Source organism: Enterobacter sp. MGH85 (genome assembly GCF_001037655.1).
GTDB lineage: Bacteria > Pseudomonadota > Gammaproteobacteria > Enterobacterales > Enterobacteriaceae > Enterobacter > Enterobacter intestinihominis.
This window is the reverse complement of record NZ_KQ089925.1, coordinates 3,182,975-3,203,351: the sequence shown is the minus strand read 5'-3', so window position 1 is coordinate 3,203,351 and position 20,377 is coordinate 3,182,975. Positions and strand designations below refer to the sequence as shown.

Sequence of the window (20,377 nt, the reverse complement as noted above, 5' to 3'; positions counted from 1 at the left end):
CAGATTGCGATCCTACGTAAAGTTGAACACTTGTCCAGCTCTTTGTTACACTCGTTTCGTTGCCATTGAGAGTGAGAAATTATGCGTTATCTGAGCAAGGACGAGCGGCGGGAAGAGATCCTACAGGCCGCAATGCGCGTGGCGCTGACCGAAGGATTCGCTGCGATGACCGTGCGCCGAATCGCTACCGAAGCGGGCGTTGCCACCGGGCAGGTGCATCACCACTTTGCGTCGGCGGGCGAGCTTAAATCGCTGGCGTTTGTCAGGCTGATTCGCGATTTGCTGGATGCTGAAATCGTTGGCGAAAACGCAGGCTGGCGCGAGCGCCTGCATGCCATGCTCGGCAGCGATGACGGTGGGTTTGAGCCCTACATTCGGCTGTGGCGGGAGGCGCAAATTCTCGCCAGCCGGGATAGCGATATCAAAGGCGCCTACGTTTTGACCATGGAGATGTGGCACCAGGAAACGGTCGCAATTATCCGCGCCGGGGCGGAGGCCAACGCCTTTACGCTTGCTGATCAGCCGGAAAATATCGCCTGGCGTTTAATTGGTCTGGTATGTGGCCTGGATGGCATATACGTCTTGAATATGCCTGAAATGGACGACGCGGCATTTAATAAGCATCTGGATAAACTTATCTCCCTCGAATTGTTTTAATACTCCCATCGGAGTATTAATTTCCGCAAATAGTTACAATTAGTAACACATAAAGCGAACCCTGATTCCCATTCCAAACTCAGGGATTCGCTTTTTTATCTATCCTTTCAGATGTATCCCATAACATCCTATAAATTTCATACGCCACTGACAGGTATCTTTCTGTTTTTCCTTCTTTTTTCTCTCCACTTCGGTAAGCAAGAGGGTGATATGTCACATCAAAGCGAGAAGAGTAATCAGCATCTGTTGAGTAACTGGAAACCGGAAAACGCGCAATTTTGGGAGAATAAAGGGAAACATATCGCACGAAGAAACCTGTGGATTTCCGTGGCGTGTTTGCTGCTCGCATTTTGTGTCTGGATGTTGTTTAGCGCTATTGCGGTAAATCTTAATAAGGTCGGATTTAATTTCAGCACCGATCAGCTTTTTATGCTAACGGCATTACCTTCTCTCTCCGGCGCGATATTGCGTGTCCCCTACTCTTTTATGGTGCCGATATTTGGCGGGCGTTACTGGACCGTGTTAAGCACCGTTATCCTGGTCGTACCCTGTGTCTGGCTTGGGATCGCCATCCAGAATACCGCCACGCCCTATTGGATCTTCATCATCATCGCGCTGCTTTGCGGTTTTGCCGGTGCCAACTTCGCTTCCAGTATGGGAAACATCAGCTTCTTCTTCCCGAAAGCCAGACAGGGCAGCGCACTGGGCATTAACGGCGGGCTGGGTAACCTGGGCGTGAGTGTGATGCAGCTGGTTGCGCCGCTGGTGATTTTCCTGCCGATGTTTACCTTCCTCGGCGTGCACGGCGTACCGCAGGAGGATGGCTCGACGATGTGGCTGGCGAACGCGGCGTGGATCTGGGCGCCGCTGCTGATTCTGGCCACCATTGCGGCGTTTTTTGGCATGAATGACATCGCCAGCTCGAAAGCGTCCATTGCCAGCCAGCTTCCGGTGCTTAAGCGCTTTCATCTCTGGCTGCTGAGCCTGCTTTATCTGGCAACCTTCGGCTCGTTTATCGGTTTCTCGGCAGGCTTTGCCATGCTGTCGAAAACCCAGTTTCCGGACGTTAATATCCTCCACCTCGCCTTCTTTGGCCCACTGATCGGCGCCCTGGCGCGTTCGGCTGGCGGAATGATTTCGGACAGACTGGGCGGCGTAAGGGTGACGCTGATCAACTTCGTCTTTATGGCCATCTTTAGCGCCCTGATTTTCCTGACGCTCCCCGGGTCTGGTTCAGGCAGCTTTATCGCCTTCTATCTGGTCTTTATGGGCCTGTTTCTGACCGCAGGCCTGGGTAGCGGCTCGACCTTCCAGATGATCGCGATTATCTTTCGCCAAATCACCCTCGACCGCGTGAAAAAACAGGGCGGGAGCGATGAACAGGCACAGCATGAAGCGGTGACCGAAACGGCTGCGGCGCTGGGCTTTATCTCTGCCATCGGTGCGGTGGGCGGGTTCTTTATTCCCAAAGCCTTTGGCACCTCCCTGGCGATGACCGGTTCCCCGGTGGGCGCCATGAAAGTCTTCCTCGTGTTTTACATCGTCTGCGTGGTCGTCACCTGGCTGGTGTACGGCCGCAAATCCTCACAAAAATAATAACTACCTCTTCGCCGGAGCGTGATGCCTCACCCTCCGGCCATGTTATCGAAGCAGGAGAAATGTCATGAGCAAACTGTTGGACCGCTTCCGTTACTTCAAAACAAAAGGCGACAGTTTCGCCGATGGGCACGGCCAGGTGTACCACACCAACCGCGACTGGGAGGACAGCTACCGTCAGCGCTGGCAGTTCGACAAGATTGTGCGATCCACCCACGGCGTTAACTGCACCGGCTCCTGTAGCTGGAAGATTTATGTCAAAAATGGCCTGGTGACATGGGAAACCCAGCAGACCGACTACCCGCGTACCCGCCCCGACCTGCCTAACCACGAACCGCGCGGCTGCCCGCGTGGCGCAAGCTACTCCTGGTATCTCTACAGCGCCAACCGTCTCAAGTACCCGCTGGTACGCCGCAGGCTGATCGAACTCTGGCGCGAGGCGCTGGCGCAGCATACCGATCCAGTGCTGGCCTGGGATGCCATTCAGAACGATCCACAGAAAGCGCAAAGCTACAGAAAGGCGCGCGGTAAAGGCGGGTTTATCCGCTCAAACTGGAAAGAGCTTAACCAGCTGATTGCTGCCGCCAACGTCTGGACCATCAAAAATTACGGCCCGGATCGGGTGGCCGGTTTTTCGCCTATCCCGGCCATGTCGATGGTCTCTTATGCCGCCGGTACGCGCTATCTCTCCCTGCTCGGCGGCACCTGCCTGAGCTTCTATGACTGGTACTGCGATTTGCCTCCGGCATCGCCGATGACCTGGGGCGAGCAGACCGACGTGCCGGAATCGGCGGACTGGTACAACTCCAGCTATATCATTGCCTGGGGCTCGAACGTGCCGCAGACGCGTACCCCGGACGCCCACTTCTTTACCGAAGTGCGTTACAAAGGCACCAAGACCGTCGCCATTACGCCGGACTTCTCGGAGGTGGCGAAGCTCAGCGACCAGTGGCTGGCCCCCAAACAGGGTACTGACAGTGCCCTTGCCATGGCGATGGGGCATGTGATCCTCAAAGAGTTCCACCTTGATAACCCGAGCGATTACTTCCTCAACTATTGCCGCCGCTACACCGACATGCCGATGCTGGTCCTGCTGGATGAACAGGCTGACGGTCGCGTGGTGCCGGGCCGCATGCTGCGCGCGTCGGATCTGGCCGACGGGCTGGGTGAAACCAATAATCCGGAGTGGAAAACCATCGCCTTTGACGTCGCCGGAAATCTGGTGGCGCCGAACGGCTCTATCGGTTTCCGCTGGGGCGAAAAAGGCAAATGGAACCTGGAGTCGCTGGCCGCGGGACAGGAGACCGAGCTGACGCTTTCCCTGCTCATCACCCACGACAGTGTGGCAGACGTGGCCTTCCCTTACTTCGGGGGCAACGAGAACCCGCATTTCCGCAGCGTGAAGCAGGAGCCGGTGCTGACGCGCCGCGTACCGAGTAAAACCCTGACGCTGGCCGACGGCAGCCAGAGACGCGTGGTCAGCGTGTACGATCTGGTGCTCGCAAACTACGGCCTCGATCGCGGTCTGGAAGACAGTAACGCGGCGGCAAACTACGCCGAGATCAAAGCCTACACCCCGGCCTGGGGCGAACAAATTACCGGCGTCCCCGCTTACCTGATAGAAAAAATCGCCCGTGAATTTGCCGACACGGCGCACAAAACCCATGGTCGTTCGATGATCATCCTCGGGGCCGGTGTGAACCACTGGTACCACATGGACATGAACTACCGCGGGATGATCAACATGCTGGTCTTCTGCGGCTGCGTCGGGCAAAGCGGCGGCGGCTGGTCGCACTATGTCGGCCAGGAGAAACTGCGTCCGCAAACCGGCTGGCTGCCGCTGGCCTTCGCGCTGGACTGGAACCGTCCGCCGCGCCAGATGAACAGCACCTCTTACTTCTACAACCACGCCAGCCAGTGGCGCTATGAGAAGCTCACCGCACAGGAGCTGCTTTCTCCTCTTGCAGACGCGTCGAAATTCACCGGACATCTGATTGATTTCAACGTCCGCGCCGAGCGCATGGGCTGGCTCCCTTCCGCGCCGCAGCTCAACCTCAACCCGCTGCACGTTAAGGCCCGCGCCGACGCCGCCGGGATGTCGCCGCAGGATTACACCGTGCAGGCGTTAAAATCGGGCGATATTCGCTTCGCCTGCGAACAGCCGGACAACGGCAAGAACCACCCGCGCAACCTGTTTGTCTGGCGTTCTAACCTGCTTGGCTCGTCCGGAAAAGGCCATGAGTACATGCTCAAATACCTGCTTGGCACCGAGAGCGGGATCCAGGGCGAGGATTTAGGCTCAACGGATGATGTCAAACCTGAAGAGGTGGAATGGCAAACCGCCGCCATTGAGGGCAAGCTGGATCTGCTGGTGACGCTCGATTTCCGTATGTCCAGCACCTGCCTGTTCTCCGATATCGTCCTGCCGACCGCCACATGGTATGAAAAAGACGATATGAATACCTCGGACATGCATCCGTTTATTCACCCGCTCTCTGCCGCCGTTGACCCGGCGTGGGAGTCCCGCAGCGACTGGGAGATCTACAAAGGCATCGCCAAAGTCTTCTCTGAAGTGTGCGTCGGGCATCTCGGCACCGAAACTGACGTGGTGCTACAGCCGCTACAGCATGACTCCCCGGGGGAACTGTCGCAGCCTTTTGATATTCTGGACTGGCGCAAAGGCGAGTGCGATCTCATCCCCGGTAAAACCGCGCCAAACATTGCGGTCGTCGAGCGCAACTATCCGGAAACCTACGAGCGCTTCACTTCTCTCGGTCCGCTGCTGGACAAACTCGGCAACGGCGGAAAAGGCATATCGTGGAACACGCAAAACGAAGTCGATTTCCTCGGCAAGCTCAATTACGTCAAGCTCGACGGACCGGCCAAAGGCCGACCACGCATTGAAACCGCCATTGATGCTTCAGAGGTGATCCTCGCTCTTGCGCCGGAAACCAACGGTCAGGTCGCGGTCAAAGCCTGGGAGGCCCTCGGCGAACTGACCGGGCGCGATCACACCCATCTGGCGCTGAACAAAGAAGACGAGAAAATTCGCTTCCGCGATATTCAGGCGCAGCCGCGCAAAATTATCTCCAGCCCAACGTGGTCCGGCCTTGAGAGCGAGCATGTCTCGTATAACGCAGGCTATACCAACGTTCACGAGCTGATCCCGTGGCGCACGATTTCCGGCCGCCAGCAGCTGTATCAGGATCACACCTGGATGCGCGCCTTCGGTGAAAGTCTGGTGGCCTATCGTCCACCGATTGATACCCGCAGCGTCACCCATATGCGCGAGATCCCGCCGAACGGCTTCCCGGAAAAAGCGCTTAACTTCCTGACGCCGCACCAGAAATGGGGCATTCACTCCACCTACAGCGAAAACCTGCTGATGCAGACCCTGTCACGCGGGGGGCCAATCGTCTGGATCAGCGAAACCGACGCGCGCGAGCTGGGGATTGAGGACAACGACTGGATCGAAGCCTTCAACGCCAACGGCGCCCTCACCGCCCGCGCGGTGGTTAGCCAGCGCGTGCCGCCGGGCATGACCATGATGTACCACGCTCAGGAGCGCATTCTGAACATTCCGGGGTCAGAAGTGACCGGACGGCGCGGCGGGATCCACAACTCGGTCACCCGCGTCTGTCCGAAACCGACCCACATGATTGGCGGCTACGCGCAGCTGGCGTACAGCTTTAACTATTACGGCACCGTCGGCTCGAATCGCGACGAGTTCATTATGATCCGCAAAATGAAAAACATTAACTGGCTGGACGGCGAAGGTCGGGATCAGGTTCAGGAGGCGAAAAAATGAAAATACGCTCACAGGTTGGCATGGTACTGAATCTCGATAAATGCATTGGCTGCCACACCTGCTCGGTCACCTGTAAGAACGTCTGGACCGGGCGCGAAGGGATGGAGTATGCGTGGTTTAATAACGTCGAAACCAAACCGGGTATCGGCTATCCGAAAAACTGGGAAGATCAGGATGAGTGGCAAGGCGGATGGATCCGCAGTATTCACGGCAAGCTGACCCCGCGCCTCGGCGGAAAAATGGGCGTCCTGTCGAAAATTTTCGCCAACCCCGTGTTGCCGCAGATTGACGATTACTATGAACCTTTCACCTTCGATTACCAGGATCTGCACCGCGCCCCGGAGGGGGATCACCTCCCTACCGCCCGCCCCCGCTCGCTGATTGACGGTAAGCGGATGGATAAGATCGTCTGGGGACCAAACTGGGAGGAGCTGCTGGGCGGCGAGTTCGAAAAACGCGCCCGCGATCGAAACTTTCAGAAGATCCAGAAAGAGATGTACGGCCAGTTCGAAAACACCTTCATGATGTACCTGCCGCGCCTGTGCGAGCATTGCCTCAACCCGAGCTGCGTCGCCACCTGCCCGAGCGGTGCGATTTACAAACGCGAAGAGGACGGCATTGTGCTGATCGACCAGGACAAATGCCGCGGCTGGCGTCTGTGTATCAGCGGCTGTCCGTACAAGAAAATCTACTTCAACTGGAAAAGCGGCAAGTCAGAGAAGTGCATCTTCTGCTATCCGCGCATCGAGTCCGGCCAGCCGACCGTCTGCTCAGAAACCTGCGTTGGACGCATCCGCTACCTTGGCGTGCTGTTGTATGACGCGGACCGTATTGAAGAGGCGGCCAGCACCGAGCATGAAACCGATCTGTATGAGCGCCAGTGCGACGTGTTCCTTAACCCGAACGATCCGGCGGTGATTGAAGAAGCCCTGAAGCAGGGCATCCCGCAGAACGTCATCGACGCAGCGCAGCGTTCCCTGGTTTACAAAATGGCGATGGACTGGAAGCTCGCCCTGCCGCTGCATCCGGAATACCGCACCCTGCCGATGGTCTGGTATGTGCCGCCGCTGTCGCCGATTCAGTCCTACGCGGACGCGGGTGGCCTGCCGCAGAGCGACGGTGTACTGCCTGCGGTCGAAAGCCTGCGCATCCCGGTGCAATACCTGGCAAATATGCTCAGCGCGGGCGATACCGGCCCGGTGCTGCGCGCTCTGAAGCGCATGATGGCGATGCGCCACTACAAACGCTCCCAGACCGTGGAAGGCGTGGCCGATACCCGCGCCATTGAGGAAGTGGGCCTGACCGAAGCGCAGGTTGAGGAGATGTACCGCTATCTGGCCATCGCTAACTACGAAGACCGCTTCGTGATCCCGACCAGCCACCGCGAAATGGCGCGCGACGCCTTCCCGGAGAAAAACGGCTGCGGCTTCACCTTCGGTGACGGCTGTCACGGCTCCGACACCAGGTTCAACCTCTTCAACAGCAGCCGCATCGACGCGATCAACATTACCGAGGTGCGCGATCACGGGGAGGGAGAATAATGCAGATCCTTAAAATCATCGCGCTACTGATTGAGTATCCCGATGAGCTGCTTTGGGATAACCGTGAAGAAGCGCTTTCCCTGGTGGAACAGGATGCGCCCATGCTACTGCCGTTTGCGCAGCAGCACCTGAGCGCCCCGCTGCTGGATAAGCAGGCCGAATGGTGTGAAGTTTTCGAGCGGGGGCGCGCGACTTCACTACTGCTGTTCGAGCACGTTCACGCCGAGTCCCGCGATCGCGGTCAGGCGATGGTCGACCTGATGAGCCAGTATGAGAAAGCCGGGCTGGAGCTGGATTGCCGCGAGCTGCCGGACTATCTGCCGCTCTATCTGGAATATCTCAGTATCGTCAGCGACGACGAGGCGCGTGAAGGGCTGCAAAACGTCGCGCCTATACTGGCGCTGATTGGAGGCCGCCTGAAACAGCGCGAGGTAGCGCATTACAAGCTGTTTGACGCCCTGCTGTCGCTGGCGGAAACACGGCTTTCCAGCGACAGCGTGGCGAAACAGGTATCCGGTGAAAAACGTGATGATACCCGTCAGGCGCTGGACGCCGTGTGGGAAGAGGAACAGGTCAAGTTTATCGAAGACAACGCCACATCGTGCGACAGTTCGCCGATGCAGCAATATCAACGACGCTTTAGCCAGGACGTCGCGCCGCAGTACGTGGACGTCAGCGCCGGAGGCCCAAAATGACTCATTACCTGAACGTGTTTTTCTATGACATTTATCCGTACATCTGCGCCACCGTCTTCTTCCTCGGCAGTTGGTTGCGCTACGACTATGGGCAGTACACCTGGCGGGCGTCATCAAGCCAGATGCTCAGCAAGCGCGGGATGAACTGGGCTTCGAACCTGTTTCATATTGGGATTCTGGGGATCTTCTTCGGGCACCTGTTCGGCATGTTAACCCCGCACTGGATGTACGCCTGGTTTTTACCCGTCGCGGTTAAACAGCAGTTAGCCATGATTGCGGGAGGTATTTGCGGGGTGCTGACGCTGATCGGTGGGTCGATGCTTTTGATCCGACGCCTGTTCAACCAGCGGGTGCGCGCCACGTCCACCACGCCGGATATTATCATCATGAGTATCCTGCTGCTTCAGTGCATCCTTGGGCTGTCGACCATTCCTTTCTCCGCTCAGTACCCTGACGGAAGCGAGATGATGAAGCTGGTCGGCTGGGCGCAGGGGATCGTCACGTTTAGGGGCGGCTCGTCGGAAATGCTGAGCGGCGTCGCGCCGATCTTCCGCGTGCATCTGGTGCTGGGGATGACGATCTTCCTCATCTTCCCGTTCACCCGCCTGGTGCACGTGTGGAGCGCGCCGTTTGAGTACTTCACGCGTCGGTATCAGGTGGTGAGATCGCGCCGTTGATTTGTCGGGTGGCGGCTACGCCTTACCCGACCTACGTACACTCCCGTAGGCCCGGTAAGGCGTAGCCGCCACCGGGCTATTTCCCTGCCTGCGGATGCGTATCAAACCCCGCCATCACGGCCGTCAGCTCTGCCAGCGTAAAGCCGTGCTTCGGGTCATCAACGCCCAGGCCAAACCGCTCCTGCATCAGCTTATATAGCGCCTCCGCATCCGGCAAATGGATCTGCTCCTCCACATGACCGTTCTGCCAGTGGGTAAAATTAAAGTTGGTCAGCGTCAGCTTGCCCCCGTCCGGCAGGTGGCGACACATCAGCAGGTGATGACGAAAATGGGACTGAGGCCAGTGCGCCGACCAGAAGTTACCCATCACGTAATCGTTGAAGTACTGCGTCCCCAGGTCAAATTGGTACATCGACTGCCAGTGCTCGTGATGGCGGAATTGCAGTACCCAGTCATTACCCTCGCTCAGCAAACGATAACTCCCGTGCGGGGTTTTCTGCTCCTCGTTGGCGATCAAACGAATCGGCGCCGTCAGCGTTTGTCCGCCAAATCCCACATCGGCGATCCAGCGCTCGCCGTTCAGCTCAACCAGGAGCAACCGGTGCGTGCGCGGCGGCATCTGCGACGGATTCGCCAGTACAACCCGCCCCAGCACGCTGCGTACCGTAAACCCAACTTCGCGCAACACCCGCTCAAACAGGCCATTTTGCTCGAAGCAATATCCCCCCCGACGCGCGGTGACCAGTTTATCCACCAGACACCCGTCGTCCAGATGAATTTCCCGCGGCAAAACGACGTCAATATTTTCAAAAGGGATCGCGCAGTTATGGTGTAAATGGAGCCCCCGCAGGGTATCGATATTAACCTGTACGGGCTGCTGCCAGCCCGTGCGGGCAAAATAAGCACTCAGAAATGGGGACATGATTTGCTCCATGATGTGATATCCCCTGTTTATAAACTATTTTCCCTTATGCATATGCGCAAAAGTGCTTTTTCGGCATACTCATCGTGTACATGAGGAGATCCTATGAGCCACTTTCGTCCTGTTGAATTACGTCATGCCAGCCGTCTTCTGAATCACGGTCCAACCGTGCTCATCACCAGTCGGGATGAGACCATCGATCGTCGCAACGTCATGGCCGCCGCATGGTCTATGCCGGTGGAATTTGAACCCCCGCGTATCGCGATTGTGGTAGACAAAAGCGCGTGGTCACGGGAGTTGATCGAACGCAGCGGGAAATTCGGCATTGTGATCCCCGGCGTGGCGGCAGCCAACTGGACCTGGGCGGTCGGCAGCGTCAGCGGGCGCGACGAGGATAAATTTAACTGCTACGGGATCCCGGTTATTCATGGCCCTGAGCTTGGTCTGCCGGTTATAGAAGAGAAATGTCTGGCGTGGATGGAGTGTCGGTTATTACCTGTCACTTCTGCGGCCGAGAAATATGACACCCTGTTTGGCGAAGTGGTTTCCGCCGCGGCAGATGAACGCGCATTTGTCGCCGGACGCTGGCAGTTTGACGGGGATAAGCTGAATACGCTGCATCATCTGGGGGCCGGGACGTTTGTGACGAGTGGGAAGATGGTGAAGGCGCTGGATTAACGCATCTCAAAAAAGAAAAGCCCTCTTCCTGAGGAAGAGGGCTTTTTATTACTTAACGCGCTTCGCAATAATCTCATCCGCCACATTCCGCGGAGCTTCCGCAAAATGATGGAACTCCATCGTATACGTCGCGCGCCCCTGGGACATCGAGCGCAGCGTGGTGGCGTAGCCAAACATTTCAGCCAGCGGGACGTCAGCGCGAATAATCTGGCTGCCGTACTGCTCTGCCATCCCCTGCACCATGCCGCGGCGGGAGGAGAGATCGCCCATAATGTTCCCGGCATACTCTTCCGGCGTTTCCACCTCAACGTGCATCACCGGCTCAAGAATAACCGGATCCGCCCGCCGCGCGCCCTCTTTGAAGCCGAGGATCGCCGCCATGCGGAAGGCCATCTCCGAGGAGTCAACGTCATGGTAGGAACCAAACGTCAGGGTCGCTTTCACATCGACAACCGGATAGCCCGCCAGCACACCCGTATTCATGGCTTCTCGCAAGCCTTTTTCCACCGACGGGATGTACTCCCGCGGCACTACCCCGCCTTTGGTGGCATCTTCAAACACAAAACCACTTCCGGCTGCTAACGGCTCCAGACTCAGGACCACATGACCGTACTGCCCTTTCCCGCCGGACTGTCGGACAAATTTACCTTCAATATCCTTCACCGCTTTACGCAGGGTTTCACGGTAGGTGACCTGCGGACGACCAATGTTTGCCTCAACGCCAAACTCACGCTTCATGCGGTCAACGATGATTTCGAGATGCAGTTCGCCCATCCCGGAGATAATGGTCTGACCGGACTCTTCGTCCGTGTGCAGACGGAAAGACGGATCCTCCGCCGCCAGGCGCTGTAGGGCGATCCCCATTTTCTCCTGATCGGCCTTGGTTTTCGGCTCAATCGCCAGCGAAATAACCGGGTCCGGGAACTCCATCCGTTCAAGGGTGATCACCGCATTCGGGTCGGTCAGCGTGTCACCGGTGGTGACGTCTTTCAGCCCGACACAGGCTGCGATATCCCCTGTGCGCAACTCGTCCACCTCATGGCGGTCGTTGGCATGCATCAGCACGATGCGCCCGATTCGCTCTTTTTTGCCCTTCACCGGGTTATAAACCGCGTCGCCTTTGCGCAGTATGCCGGAATAGACGCGAATAAAGGTCAACTGTCCGACGTACGGATCGCTCATCAGCTTGAAGGCCAGCGCAGAGAATGGTTCATCATCGCTTGGGTGGCGCTCGGCGTGCTGTCCATCTTCGTCTACCCCATCAATAGCGGGCACGTCCAGTGGAGACGGCATCAATTCAATCACCGCGTCGAGCATGCGCTGCACACCCTTGTTCTTGAAAGCGCTGCCGCACAGCATGGGCTGTATTTCACCGGAGATCGTCCGGATCCGTAACCCTTTGATGATTTCCACTTCATCCAGTTCACCCGTCTCAAGGTACTTATCCATAAGCTCATCGCTGGCTTCTGCCGCAGACGAGACCATTTTTTCTCGCCACGTCTGCGCGGTGCTCAGCAGATCGTCGGGCACCGGCGCGTAGGTGAACGCCATGCCCTGGGTCGCATCATCCCAAAGAATGGTGCGCATCTTGATGAGATCAACCACGCCGGTGAAGTGTTCCTCTGCGCCCACGGGGATCACAATCGGGACCGGATTAGCTTTCAGCCGCTCCTGCATCATCCGCACCACGCGGAAGAAATCCGCACCCGGGCGGTCCATTTTGTTGACGAATGCCAGACGCGGGACGTGATATTTATTCGCCTGACGCCAGACGGTTTCCGACTGCGGCTGCACGCCGCCGACGGAGTCATAAACCATCACCGCGCCGTCGAGCACACGCATGGAACGTTCCACCTCAATGGTGAAATCCACATGCCCGGGGGTGTCGATAATATTGATGCGGTGCGGTTCAAAGCCTCTGTCCATGCCGGGCCAAAAACAGCTCACCGCCGCCGACGTAATGGTGATCCCGCGCTCCTGCTCCTGCGCCATCCAGTCGGTGGTTGCCGCGCCATCGTGTACTTCACCCAGCTTGTGGCTCATCCCGGTGTAAAACAGGATGCGCTCAGTGGTGGTTGTTTTGCCCGCATCGATATGCGCGGAGATACCGATGTTGCGATAACGTTCGAGTGGAATGGGTCGGGGCATGATATTTCCTTACGTCTTCATGACGGGTTTGTGACGACCAGGATAGTCGCGTGTTTGTTCGTTTGTTATAATAGTCCTATTGTACGAGTATTATCGAACTATTTTTTAACGGTTGACCTATTGTTGATATAGCTCAATCTCACGCGAGACGCATGAAAACGATGATCCCAAACCACCCGGAACCTGAACAAATACTGCTGGAAAATGTGCTGTTCGCCCTCGGCAATCCGCTGCGGCTGGCGATTATTCGACGGCTGGCCGACGGCAGTGAGCTGAGCTGCAACGCGCTGCGCCCGGACGAGGTGGTGAAATCAACCATGACTCACCACTGGCGTGTACTGCGCGACAGCGGCGTGATCTGGCAGCGCCCGCAGGGGCGCGAGAATATGATTTCACTGAGAAGAGAAGATCTGGACGCCCGCTTTCCGGGGCTGATGGCGATCCTGTTACAGTCGAAATCATAAGCGCACTGACTGTTGCCTTTCGGCCAGCGCGCGCAGCGTAGCTTTGAGCCAGTTCGTGACGCCTCGTTTCCCGCTGCGCTTGTGCGAATAAATTTTTACTTCAAACGGACTGATGTGGAACGGTAAATCAAAAATTTTAATACGGGTAGCTGGCAGCAGCTTTTCAGCGGCGAATCGAGGTAACGCCATCAGCAGATCGCTTTCTGCAATAACAAACGGGGCGCTGAGCATAGACGGGGTTTTGATCGCAATGTGTCGGGTATAACCCATGCGTTCCAGCTGCAAATCCAGCACCCCCTGCTTCTCATTCCACGGCGTAACCACAAGATGCCGGGCGGCGAGATAATCCTCCAGCGTGAGCGCGCTCCGGCTCGCATTGCTAATCACCACATATTCATCTTCGAACCAGCTGATCTCTTCCAGCTCCGGGTACCGGCGATCCTCAATGGTGCTGAATCCCAGGGCCAAATCCACCTCGCCTGCCAGTAATTCCGTCAACGCCGGGCTGTGCGGCAAATATCGTAATTCCAGACGCAAGCCAGGCGCCGCATGTTGAAGCGTATTCATGAGCGCAGGGAATATGCAGAACGCGGTAAAGTCCGTTATCGCGATCTGCAAACACGCTGTACTAATAGCAGGATCAAATTCCGGCTGCGGCGACAGCTCCTCGTCGAGATATTTCAGGGCCGATGCAATAACTGGCGCAAGCTGGGTGGCATAGACGCTGGGACACATTCGATGTCCTTCCCGGTAGAACAGCGGGTCGTTGAGCGAAACACGCAGCCGTGACAGGGCATGGCTGAGCGCCGAGGTGCTCATCGCCAGCTCATCTGCCGCAAGTCGAACGGAACTGTGGCGATAAATCGCGTCAAAAACCGGCAGAAGGTTTAAATCAAGGCGCCTTAAGGCTGGATGCATAATATTCATCATTTATTGATTTCATTGCACTTAATTCTTCTGACATTAGCCTTTATGCTTATCCCCATCAACTACAAACAAAGATAAAGGGAAAGGAATGAGCATTACGATTCGTCAGGCGCGACCTGAAGATGCAGCGGCAATATACGATATGATTTACGAACTCGCAGTCTATGAAAAAGCGCCAGAAGAAGTGGTCACCACGCCAAACGAAATCCGTAAAACGCTGTTTGGTGCAGACAGTAAAACCGAAGCGCTGGTTGCCGAATATGCAGGCCATGCTGTGGGGTATGCCGTTTTTTTCACCAGCTATTCCACCTGGCTTGGTCGCAACGGCATCTATATGGAAGATTTGTATGTCTCCCCGGAATACCGCAGCAAGGGTGCGGGAAAAGCACTGCTTAAAACTATCGCGCAATGCGCAGTGGAACGTCACTGCGGCCGGCTGGAATGGAGCGTGCTTGACTGGAACCAGTCTGCAATTGATTTTTATCTGAGCATCGGCGCGGTACCGCAGTCCGAATGGGTACGCTATCGTCTTGATGGCGAGGCATTGCGGGCATTTGCTGAGTAGCAATGCCATCGCGTGAAACGCCCCTCTTTCTAAGGGGCATAATGTCAATGAAAGCGTTGCTGAAGCACGGTATATCTGAGAAAGAGCTTACCGTCTTTTTTTGTTTTCTCTGAGACGCTCGACGATTCAGCGACCGAGGCTCATTCCGGCTGCGTCAGGCTGTAGACGGGGATTCGCCGGGTTGTCATCGTTAGCGTATCAAACACCTCAGTCTCTGACGTCACAATCCTCGTGCCCGTTTTTCTTAGCCTCTGCACATCGGCCGCGATGCGCTGAATGCCAAACCAGAAAAGCCCGTCGAGCGCCGTTACAGATAGTCCATTTTCGAGTGCCAGTTTGAGTCGTTCCCTGGGCGCTTTCACCTGCTGTGCAATTTGCCGGTAAGGTACTTCACTTCCGCCAGTGCTGTCGCTTCGCTGGATCCGCGTTTTCAGGTGATAGGTAAATTCATCAGGAACGCCTTCCAGGTCCTGTTTAAGGCTGTAAACGCAGCCAAACCGCTTGCCGTTGAACAGGACATTTTTTTGACTGAGCTGGAACTCATTTCTGATCCCATCAATCAACTGCGGGGCGCGGGTGAGGAGTAACCGGAAGGGAAGCTCAAAGCTGGTCACATAATCCACATTCAGCAGCGCGAGACGCAAACGCTCTTCCGCACCGGATTTTTGCTCGCGACACTCGCGCATCACTTCTGCCCACTGGCGGGTCAGACGTTCTGGCTCGGCGACTTCGGTGAGGAGATATTTTTCAAGGTGATAGTCGACTCTTCCGGTCATATTTTGCATCCCGACAAGGTGGATGCGGTAATTCTATCCAGCGGCGCAGATTTTATAAAGGGCGGAGCGCAACGGCATCCGCCCCCTGTGCTACTGCTGGATACTCGACCGATCCGACATATCGCTGGCAGAGAAAGTTCTGACTGAGGACTGGACCTGTTTTTTTCGCGCATACCGGTCCGGTTGCCCTTCAGGACGCGTTTTGAAGCGACGATGCAGCCACATATATTGCTCGGGTGCCATCATCACCGCACGCTCAATCGCCCTGTTCATCTGCGTAGCCACGGCCACTTTATCGCCTCCCTGCAAGGTATCGCTAATATCGTCCAGGATAATCAGCTCATACCCTGTGCCGTCTGCTTTTCTGCGTGGTACAAACGGGATCACGGCCGGTCCGGCACTTTTCACCAGCATATAGCTCCCGGCAGTTGTCGCGGCGTCCGGGACGGCAAAAAACGGCACAAACACGCTATTCGTTTTTCCATAGTCGTGATCCGGGGCATACCACAGGATCTCGTTTTGCTTAAGCGCGCGGATCATGCCCTTCAAATCGTAACGGTCGAGCATGGTTTTATTGGAACGCAGACGACCGCGCGTCTGTAGCCAGTCGAGCAATGCATTGTTGTTGGGACGATAGACGCCAATACCCGCGTTGAGCATGCCAAAGATGCGTGCGCCTAATTCCAGCGTGAGAAAATGCATGCCAATGAGCACCACGCCCCTTCCTTGCGCCCGTGCCTGTTCCATATGTTCGTAGCCGGTCACGCTGAAGTGTTTGCGCACGCGCCAGTCAGGCCAGAACCACGCGATGCCCGTTTCGATGACGCCCATTCCAACCGATTCAAAATTACGCTCAAGCAAACGCTCGCGCTCACCCTCTTTCATCTCCGGAAAGCAAAGCTCAAGATTTCGTCTGGCGATTTCCACGCGGCGTGGAAGCAGACGCATGGCCAGACGCCCGAGTCCGTGCCCTGCTTTTAACAGAAGCGAATATGGGAGCTGGACCGTACACCAGAGTGCGGCGATGCCTGCCCAACTGAGCCAGTAACGAGGATGAATAAAGGCGAGTGAAAACCGAGGTAATTTTGTCATGAAAAAATTATCCTTTTACTATCTGTACTTAATCTGGTGCAGTTGTAGTGCTTACCTGCTGATTTAACGAATATTGTTCGGAGGAGTGAATTGTAGCGGAAACGTTGTGCTGTTTATTATCGATTTTTGCGAAAGGAATGAAAGGCGGGGATCGCCGGGTGATACTGCACCACCCGGCAGGCGAGTTACATCGAATAGCCGGGCTTCTTAATCAGTTCATCCAGTTTAGGTCCAATCTCGGTATCCCAGACCTGCGCCTTCCAGTCAGCTTCCTGGACTTCGTGAAGCGCCACGGAGATTGAGCGATCTTTGCTGTTCAGATGACGGACTATCGTTTCGGCGATATCCGCCGCCAGGGCCGTTTTTTGTTCGTCAGTCAGATCGCGTGGAAAACATTTGATATCAACGTGAGGCATGGGCAGGGCTCCTTTTATAGGTTAGCGTTCCACGTTATCAGATTATGTCGTTAGCTTTTAGCACCTTGTGCAGTTCTGGCAACGCGCAGACGGCATCCGCGATGGCGGTGATATTAGGTGCGTTGGTGGTAAACCACTCATGACCTGGCCCCCAGGTACGCACGACGGCAATATAGACGTCAAGCAGCGTAAGCTGTTGGCCAAAGGCATAAGGCGAGGCGCTGAGCTGGCTGTCAAACCACAGATAGAGGGATTTCCGGTACTCAATACAGTTTTTCTTCAGCTGTTCCGGGGCATCAGGCACCCAGCGTTCCGGGTAATCTGCATACGTAAAGGTGGGATAGACGTTCGCCACAAACCAGATGAGCAGGCGCTGAAACTGCTGGCGCTCGGCCTGCCCAACGGGCGGCGCGAGGTCGGGTCGTCTGTCGAGCACCATCAGGGCGATCGCCGCGGTTTCCGTCACGATCGCCCCATTTTCCAGCTCCAGCGTCGGCACCTGGCACAGCGGGTTCAGTTTCAACAGCAATTCGCGCTGCGGGCCGGGCTGGTCAAACCCATCCACGTTGACGAACTGATACGGGATGTCTGCCAGAGTCAGCATCACCTCACTGATTGCCGATCCCCAGCCGGGTACGCCATAGAGTTTGATCATGTTGCCTCCTCAGGGATGAAAACCCTAAGTGTATACCCGTCATACTTCAAGTTGCAGGTGCGTTGGCTGCATTCACTCACCCCAGTCACGTACTTATGTACTTATGTACGCTCCCGGGGATTCGTTCCCTTGCCGCCTTCCTGCAACTCGAATTATTTAGGGTATAGAGCACCATTAGTAGGTTATCCCGGGCGGATTAACGTCTGAAGACGTCACCGCTTCGCCCGCTTCCCCCCAGCGCGCCAGCACCTTTTGATAATCCCCGCGCTTAATCGCACCGTCCAGCGCAGCCTGCAACGCATACACCAGCCCATTGCCTTTTTTGGTTGTGGTGGCGACATAGGCTTTCTTCGGGCCTAATCCCACGACGCGGGTTTTGCCGGTTAACGCGGCTTTGTAGGCCGAAACGGACTGCGGTCCAAAGAAGACATCCGCCCTGCCGGACTGAATATAGAGATTGCCTGAGGCGTCGTCGGTCAGATAAACCGGCAACGCAGGCTCGCGTCCGGCCTTTTTATTCTCTTCGTTCCAGCCCAGCAGAATACGTTCCTGATTGGTGCCTGACCCGACAATCACGTTTTTACCGGCCAGATCTTTCGCACTGGTGATCGACTGTACGTTGCTGGTGGATTTCACCGAGAAGGCCAGGGAATCGACGCGATAGGTTGCAAAATCGAACTTCTCCTTACGTTGCTCGGTGACGGCGATATTCACCAACGCCACGTCATAGCGCCCGGAAGTGATCCCCAGCGGCCAGTCTTCCCACGCCGTTGGCACCAGCTTCAGCTTCAGCCCCAGACTGCCCGCCAGCAACCGGGCGATATCCGGGTCGCTGCCAATACGGGTGCGGTTATCACTGGCCAGCAGCGCCAGCGGCGGAGAATTCAGGGCTGAAATCGCCACCGTGAGGGTACCCGGCTCAACAAATTTATAGTTCGCCGGGATTTTCGCCACTGCCTGTTGATCAACCGTCACTGGCAGCGGCTGTTCGTTGGCCTTTAAATCAATGCTGGCGTGGCTCGCTGTCGTGAAGACCAGCCCCGCCAGGAGTCCATATTTCATCTGCGCTCCTTACAGCACTTTTGAGAGGAACTGGCGCGTTCGCGGATGCGACGGTCGGTTTAACACGTCGTCGCTGCTGCCCTGCTCCACAATTTTACCGTCGACCATAAATACCACCTGGTCCGCCACTTCCCGTGCAAAGCCGATCTCATGGGTGACCACCACCAGCGTAGTGCCGGAGCGGGCGAGCTTTTTAATCACGTCCAGCACTTCGCCAACCAGCTCCGGATCCAGCGCCGAAGTTGGCTCATCAAACAGCATCACGCGCGGGCGCAGCGCCAGCGCGCGGGCAATGGCAATGCGCTGCTGTTGGCCGCCGGAGAGGTGACGCGACCAGGCATCGGCTTTATCGCGCAGACCTACCACATCCAGAAGGCTGTAGGCGTTTTCAACAGCCTCTTTTTTACTGAACTTTTTATGCGCGATGGGTGCTTCAATCAGGTTTTCCAGCACCGTGAGATGCGGAAAAAGATTGAAGTTCTGAAACACGTACCCAACGTTGACGCGCTGTTTGAGGATCTCTTTCTCTTTGAGCTCGTAAAGTTTGTCACCCTGACGGCGATAGCCGATGTAATCCCCGTCAATCTGGATAAAGCCTTCGTCTACGCGCTCCAGATGGTTAATAGTGCGCAGCAGCGTCGATTTTCCCGATCCAGAGGGTCCGAGGATCACCGTCACGGAGCCCGGTGGGATCTCAAGCGTGACGTTATCGAGCGCTTTATGTCGGCCAAAAAACTTACTGACGCCGGTTATGGAAATGTGTCCTTCAGGAGAGGCTTGCATGAACGGGCTCCTGTGCTGACGAAGTGGTGACGGAACGCGCGCGGCTGGTCGCCCGGCTCTGGTTTACGGCGGAGCGGCGCTCGCTGCGGGCGAGTCCACGCTCAATAACATGCTGGATGGCAGACAGTACGGTGGTGATCACCAGATACCAGACGGCCCCCACCATCAACAGCGGGATCACCTCCTGGGTGCGGTTGTAGATCATCTGGATCGTGTAGAACAGTTCCGGCATCGCCAGCACGTAAACCATCGCCGTCCCTTTGGCGAGGCTGATGATTTCGTTAAACCCGGACGGCAGGATGGTGCGCAGCGCCTGGGGGAGAATTATGCGCACGGTGCGACGCCACGCCGGCAGACCCAGCGCAGCGGCCGCCTCATACTGACCGTGGTCGACCCCAAGGAAGCCCCCGCGAATGATCTCCGCCGTATAGGCGCTCTGCACCAGCGTCAGCCCCACGATGGCGGTAGAAAACTGCCCGAGAACGTTGATGGTTTCAAAGCTGCCCCAGGTAATGCCGGTAAAAGGCACGCCGAGAGAGAGCGTGTCGTAGAGATAGGAGAAGTTATAGAGGATAATCAGTACCACGATCAGCGGCAGCGATCGGAACAGCCAGATGTAACCCCACGCCAGGCTGTTCAACAGCCATGATGACGAGAGCCGAGCCAGCGCCAGCATGCCGCCAATCACCACGCTCAGTACGGTACTTATCAACGTCAGCAGCAGCGTCTGTCCGACGCCTTCGAGGATCACCGGGTCAAAGAACCAGCGGGCAAATACCGCCCACTCCCAGCGCGGATTAAAGGCCACGGACTGGATCACGACAGCCAGCACAAACAGCGCCACCACGGCGCCAGCAGCGCGCAGCGGATAACGTGCCGGGACCACTTTTATGGTTTCAACGTTGCTCATCGTCG

Annotated in this window: 19 protein-coding genes; 9 read left to right on the top strand and 10 right to left on the bottom strand. The window is 56.5% G+C overall.

Features of this window, described 5'->3' with window-relative positions; genetic code table 11:
* Window positions 1-81 precede the first annotated feature (81 nt).
* From SK51_RS15070 to narI, 6 genes are all read left to right on the top strand, one after another.
* Entirely contained in the window at window positions 82-657 is a 576-nt protein-coding gene (locus tag SK51_RS15070; protein ID WP_015570471.1) for a TetR family transcriptional regulator, read from the top strand.
* A 210-nt stretch (window positions 658-867) separates the two neighbouring features.
* Window positions 868-2,253, top strand: a complete 1,386-nt coding sequence (locus SK51_RS15065; protein WP_023306261.1) for a NarK family nitrate/nitrite MFS transporter — start codon at window positions 868-870, stop codon at window positions 2,251-2,253.
* A gap of 67 nt (window positions 2,254-2,320) precedes the next feature.
* Window positions 2,321-6,061, top strand: a complete 3,741-nt coding sequence (locus SK51_RS15060; protein ID WP_023306262.1) for a nitrate reductase subunit alpha — start codon at window positions 2,321-2,323, stop codon at window positions 6,059-6,061.
* Window positions 6,058-7,602, top strand: a complete 1,545-nt coding sequence (gene narH / locus SK51_RS15055) for a nitrate reductase subunit beta (protein ID WP_048206787.1) — start codon at window positions 6,058-6,060, stop codon at window positions 7,600-7,602. Before SK51_RS15060 ends, narH begins: the two co-directional genes overlap by 4 nt.
* A complete protein-coding gene (gene narW / locus SK51_RS15050) occupies window positions 7,602-8,297 on the top strand; it encodes a nitrate reductase molybdenum cofactor assembly chaperone (protein ID WP_023306264.1) in 696 nt (231 codons plus the stop codon). Before narH ends, narW begins: the two co-directional genes overlap by 1 nt.
* The gene (gene narI, locus SK51_RS15045; protein ID WP_023306265.1) at window positions 8,294-8,974 is read left to right on the top strand and encodes a respiratory nitrate reductase subunit gamma; all 681 of its coding nucleotides are present in this window, start codon (window positions 8,294-8,296) and stop codon (window positions 8,972-8,974) included. The genes narW and narI overlap by 4 nt, the downstream gene beginning before the upstream one ends.
* 76 nt (window positions 8,975-9,050) lie before the next feature.
* On the opposite strand, the gene nhoA is transcribed toward narI, so the two are convergent.
* A complete protein-coding gene (gene nhoA / locus SK51_RS15040) occupies window positions 9,051-9,896 on the bottom strand; it encodes an N-hydroxyarylamine O-acetyltransferase (protein ID WP_023300181.1) in 846 nt (281 codons plus the stop codon).
* A 105-nt stretch (window positions 9,897-10,001) separates the two neighbouring features.
* On the opposite strand from nhoA, the gene SK51_RS15035 reads away from it, so the two are divergent.
* Window positions 10,002-10,574 carry a flavin reductase family protein gene (locus SK51_RS15035; protein ID WP_023300182.1) on the top strand — a complete coding sequence of 191 codons (573 nt, stop codon included), beginning with the start codon at window positions 10,002-10,004 and terminating at the stop codon, window positions 10,572-10,574.
* 48 nt (window positions 10,575-10,622) lie between these two features.
* Here SK51_RS15035 and fusA read toward each other — a convergent pair whose 3' ends face one another.
* Window positions 10,623-12,722, bottom strand: a complete 2,100-nt coding sequence (gene fusA, locus SK51_RS15030; RefSeq protein WP_023306267.1) for an elongation factor G — start codon at window positions 12,720-12,722, stop codon at window positions 10,623-10,625.
* 161 nt (window positions 12,723-12,883) lie between these two features.
* Here fusA and SK51_RS15025 point away from each other — a divergent pair, with 161 nt between their 5' ends.
* Window positions 12,884-13,186 (top strand): ArsR/SmtB family transcription factor, encoded by a 303-nt coding sequence (locus tag SK51_RS15025; protein ID WP_022648218.1) that lies wholly within the window; start codon window positions 12,884-12,886, stop codon window positions 13,184-13,186.
* Here SK51_RS15025 and SK51_RS15020 read toward each other — a convergent pair.
* Window positions 13,181-14,116, bottom strand: coding sequence for a LysR family transcriptional regulator (locus tag SK51_RS15020; RefSeq protein ID WP_023306268.1), 936 nt, complete (start codon window positions 14,114-14,116; stop codon window positions 13,181-13,183). The two genes, SK51_RS15025 and SK51_RS15020, sit on opposite strands and share 6 nt — an antisense overlap.
* Window positions 14,117-14,201: 85 nt before the next feature.
* On the opposite strand from SK51_RS15020, the gene SK51_RS15015 reads away from it, so the two are divergent.
* On the top strand, window positions 14,202-14,678 hold the full coding sequence (locus SK51_RS15015; RefSeq protein ID WP_048206786.1) for a GNAT family N-acetyltransferase: 477 nt from the start codon (window positions 14,202-14,204) through the stop codon (window positions 14,676-14,678).
* A 140-nt stretch (window positions 14,679-14,818) separates the two neighbouring features.
* Here the strand turns inward: SK51_RS15015 and SK51_RS15010 are convergent, their stop codons facing one another.
* The 7 genes from SK51_RS15010 to SK51_RS14980 all read right to left on the bottom strand — a co-directional run bounded on the left by SK51_RS15010 (window position 14,819) and on the right by SK51_RS14980 (window position 20,372).
* Window positions 14,819-15,454, bottom strand: a complete 636-nt coding sequence (locus SK51_RS15010; RefSeq protein ID WP_022648221.1) for an ECs1377 family protein — start codon at window positions 15,452-15,454, stop codon at window positions 14,819-14,821.
* 90 nt (window positions 15,455-15,544) lie between these two features.
* Window positions 15,545-16,546, bottom strand: coding sequence for a Kdo(2)-lipid IV(A) acyltransferase (locus tag SK51_RS15005; RefSeq protein ID WP_023306270.1), 1,002 nt, complete (start codon window positions 16,544-16,546; stop codon window positions 15,545-15,547).
* 185 nt (window positions 16,547-16,731) lie between these two features.
* Window positions 16,732-16,962 (bottom strand): tautomerase PptA, encoded by a 231-nt coding sequence (gene pptA, locus SK51_RS15000; RefSeq protein ID WP_022648223.1) that lies wholly within the window; start codon window positions 16,960-16,962, stop codon window positions 16,732-16,734.
* Between the two features lie 37 nt (window positions 16,963-16,999).
* A complete protein-coding gene (locus SK51_RS14995) occupies window positions 17,000-17,617 on the bottom strand; it encodes a glutathione S-transferase family protein (RefSeq protein ID WP_022648224.1) in 618 nt (205 codons plus the stop codon).
* Window positions 17,618-17,791: 174 nt separating this feature from the next.
* On the bottom strand, window positions 17,792-18,679 hold the full coding sequence (locus SK51_RS14990; RefSeq protein WP_023306271.1) for a transporter substrate-binding domain-containing protein: 888 nt from the start codon (window positions 18,677-18,679) through the stop codon (window positions 17,792-17,794).
* 9 nt (window positions 18,680-18,688) lie between these two features.
* A complete protein-coding gene (locus SK51_RS14985; RefSeq protein WP_017693375.1) occupies window positions 18,689-19,462 on the bottom strand; it encodes an amino acid ABC transporter ATP-binding protein in 774 nt (257 codons plus the stop codon).
* Window positions 19,446-20,372 carry an amino acid ABC transporter permease gene (locus tag SK51_RS14980; protein ID WP_023300190.1) on the bottom strand — a complete coding sequence of 309 codons (927 nt, stop codon included), beginning with the start codon at window positions 20,370-20,372 and terminating at the stop codon, window positions 19,446-19,448. The genes SK51_RS14985 and SK51_RS14980 overlap by 17 nt, the downstream gene beginning before the upstream one ends.
* Between the last annotated feature and the right edge of the window lie 5 nt (window positions 20,373-20,377).

What these genes read in the sequence shown, in the direction of transcription:
- SK51_RS15070 (WP_015570471.1), top strand. Translation starts at nt 82, where the DNA reads ATGCGTTATCTGAGCAAGGACGAGCGGCGGGAAGAGATCCTACAGGCC.
- SK51_RS15065 (WP_023306261.1), top strand. Translation starts at nt 868, where the DNA reads ATGTCACATCAAAGCGAGAAGAGTAATCAGCATCTGTTGAGTAACTGG.
- SK51_RS15060 (WP_023306262.1), top strand. Translation starts at nt 2,321, where the DNA reads ATGAGCAAACTGTTGGACCGCTTCCGTTACTTCAAAACAAAAGGCGAC.
- narH (WP_048206787.1), top strand. Translation starts at nt 6,058, where the DNA reads ATGAAAATACGCTCACAGGTTGGCATGGTACTGAATCTCGATAAATGC.
- narW (WP_023306264.1), top strand. Translation starts at nt 7,602, where the DNA reads ATGCAGATCCTTAAAATCATCGCGCTACTGATTGAGTATCCCGATGAG.
- narI (WP_023306265.1), top strand. Translation starts at nt 8,294, where the DNA reads ATGACTCATTACCTGAACGTGTTTTTCTATGACATTTATCCGTACATC.
- nhoA (WP_023300181.1), bottom strand. Translation starts at nt 9,896, where the DNA reads ATGTCCCCATTTCTGAGTGCTTATTTTGCCCGCACGGGCTGGCAGCAG.
- SK51_RS15035 (WP_023300182.1), top strand. Translation starts at nt 10,002, where the DNA reads ATGAGCCACTTTCGTCCTGTTGAATTACGTCATGCCAGCCGTCTTCTG.
- fusA (WP_023306267.1), bottom strand. Translation starts at nt 12,722, where the DNA reads ATGCCCCGACCCATTCCACTCGAACGTTATCGCAACATCGGTATCTCC.
- SK51_RS15025 (WP_022648218.1), top strand. Translation starts at nt 12,884, where the DNA reads ATGATCCCAAACCACCCGGAACCTGAACAAATACTGCTGGAAAATGTG.
- SK51_RS15020 (WP_023306268.1), bottom strand. Translation starts at nt 14,116, where the DNA reads ATGATGAATATTATGCATCCAGCCTTAAGGCGCCTTGATTTAAACCTT.
- SK51_RS15015 (WP_048206786.1), top strand. Translation starts at nt 14,202, where the DNA reads ATGAGCATTACGATTCGTCAGGCGCGACCTGAAGATGCAGCGGCAATA.
- SK51_RS15010 (WP_022648221.1), bottom strand. Translation starts at nt 15,454, where the DNA reads ATGACCGGAAGAGTCGACTATCACCTTGAAAAATATCTCCTCACCGAA.
- SK51_RS15005 (WP_023306270.1), bottom strand. Translation starts at nt 16,546, where the DNA reads ATGACAAAATTACCTCGGTTTTCACTCGCCTTTATTCATCCTCGTTAC.
- pptA (WP_022648223.1), bottom strand. Translation starts at nt 16,962, where the DNA reads ATGCCTCACGTTGATATCAAATGTTTTCCACGCGATCTGACTGACGAA.
- SK51_RS14995 (WP_022648224.1), bottom strand. Translation starts at nt 17,617, where the DNA reads ATGATCAAACTCTATGGCGTACCCGGCTGGGGATCGGCAATCAGTGAG.
- SK51_RS14990 (WP_023306271.1), bottom strand. Translation starts at nt 18,679, where the DNA reads ATGAAATATGGACTCCTGGCGGGGCTGGTCTTCACGACAGCGAGCCAC.
- SK51_RS14985 (WP_017693375.1), bottom strand. Translation starts at nt 19,462, where the DNA reads ATGCAAGCCTCTCCTGAAGGACACATTTCCATAACCGGCGTCAGTAAG.
- SK51_RS14980 (WP_023300190.1), bottom strand. Translation starts at nt 20,372, where the DNA reads ATGAGCAACGTTGAAACCATAAAAGTGGTCCCGGCACGTTATCCGCTG.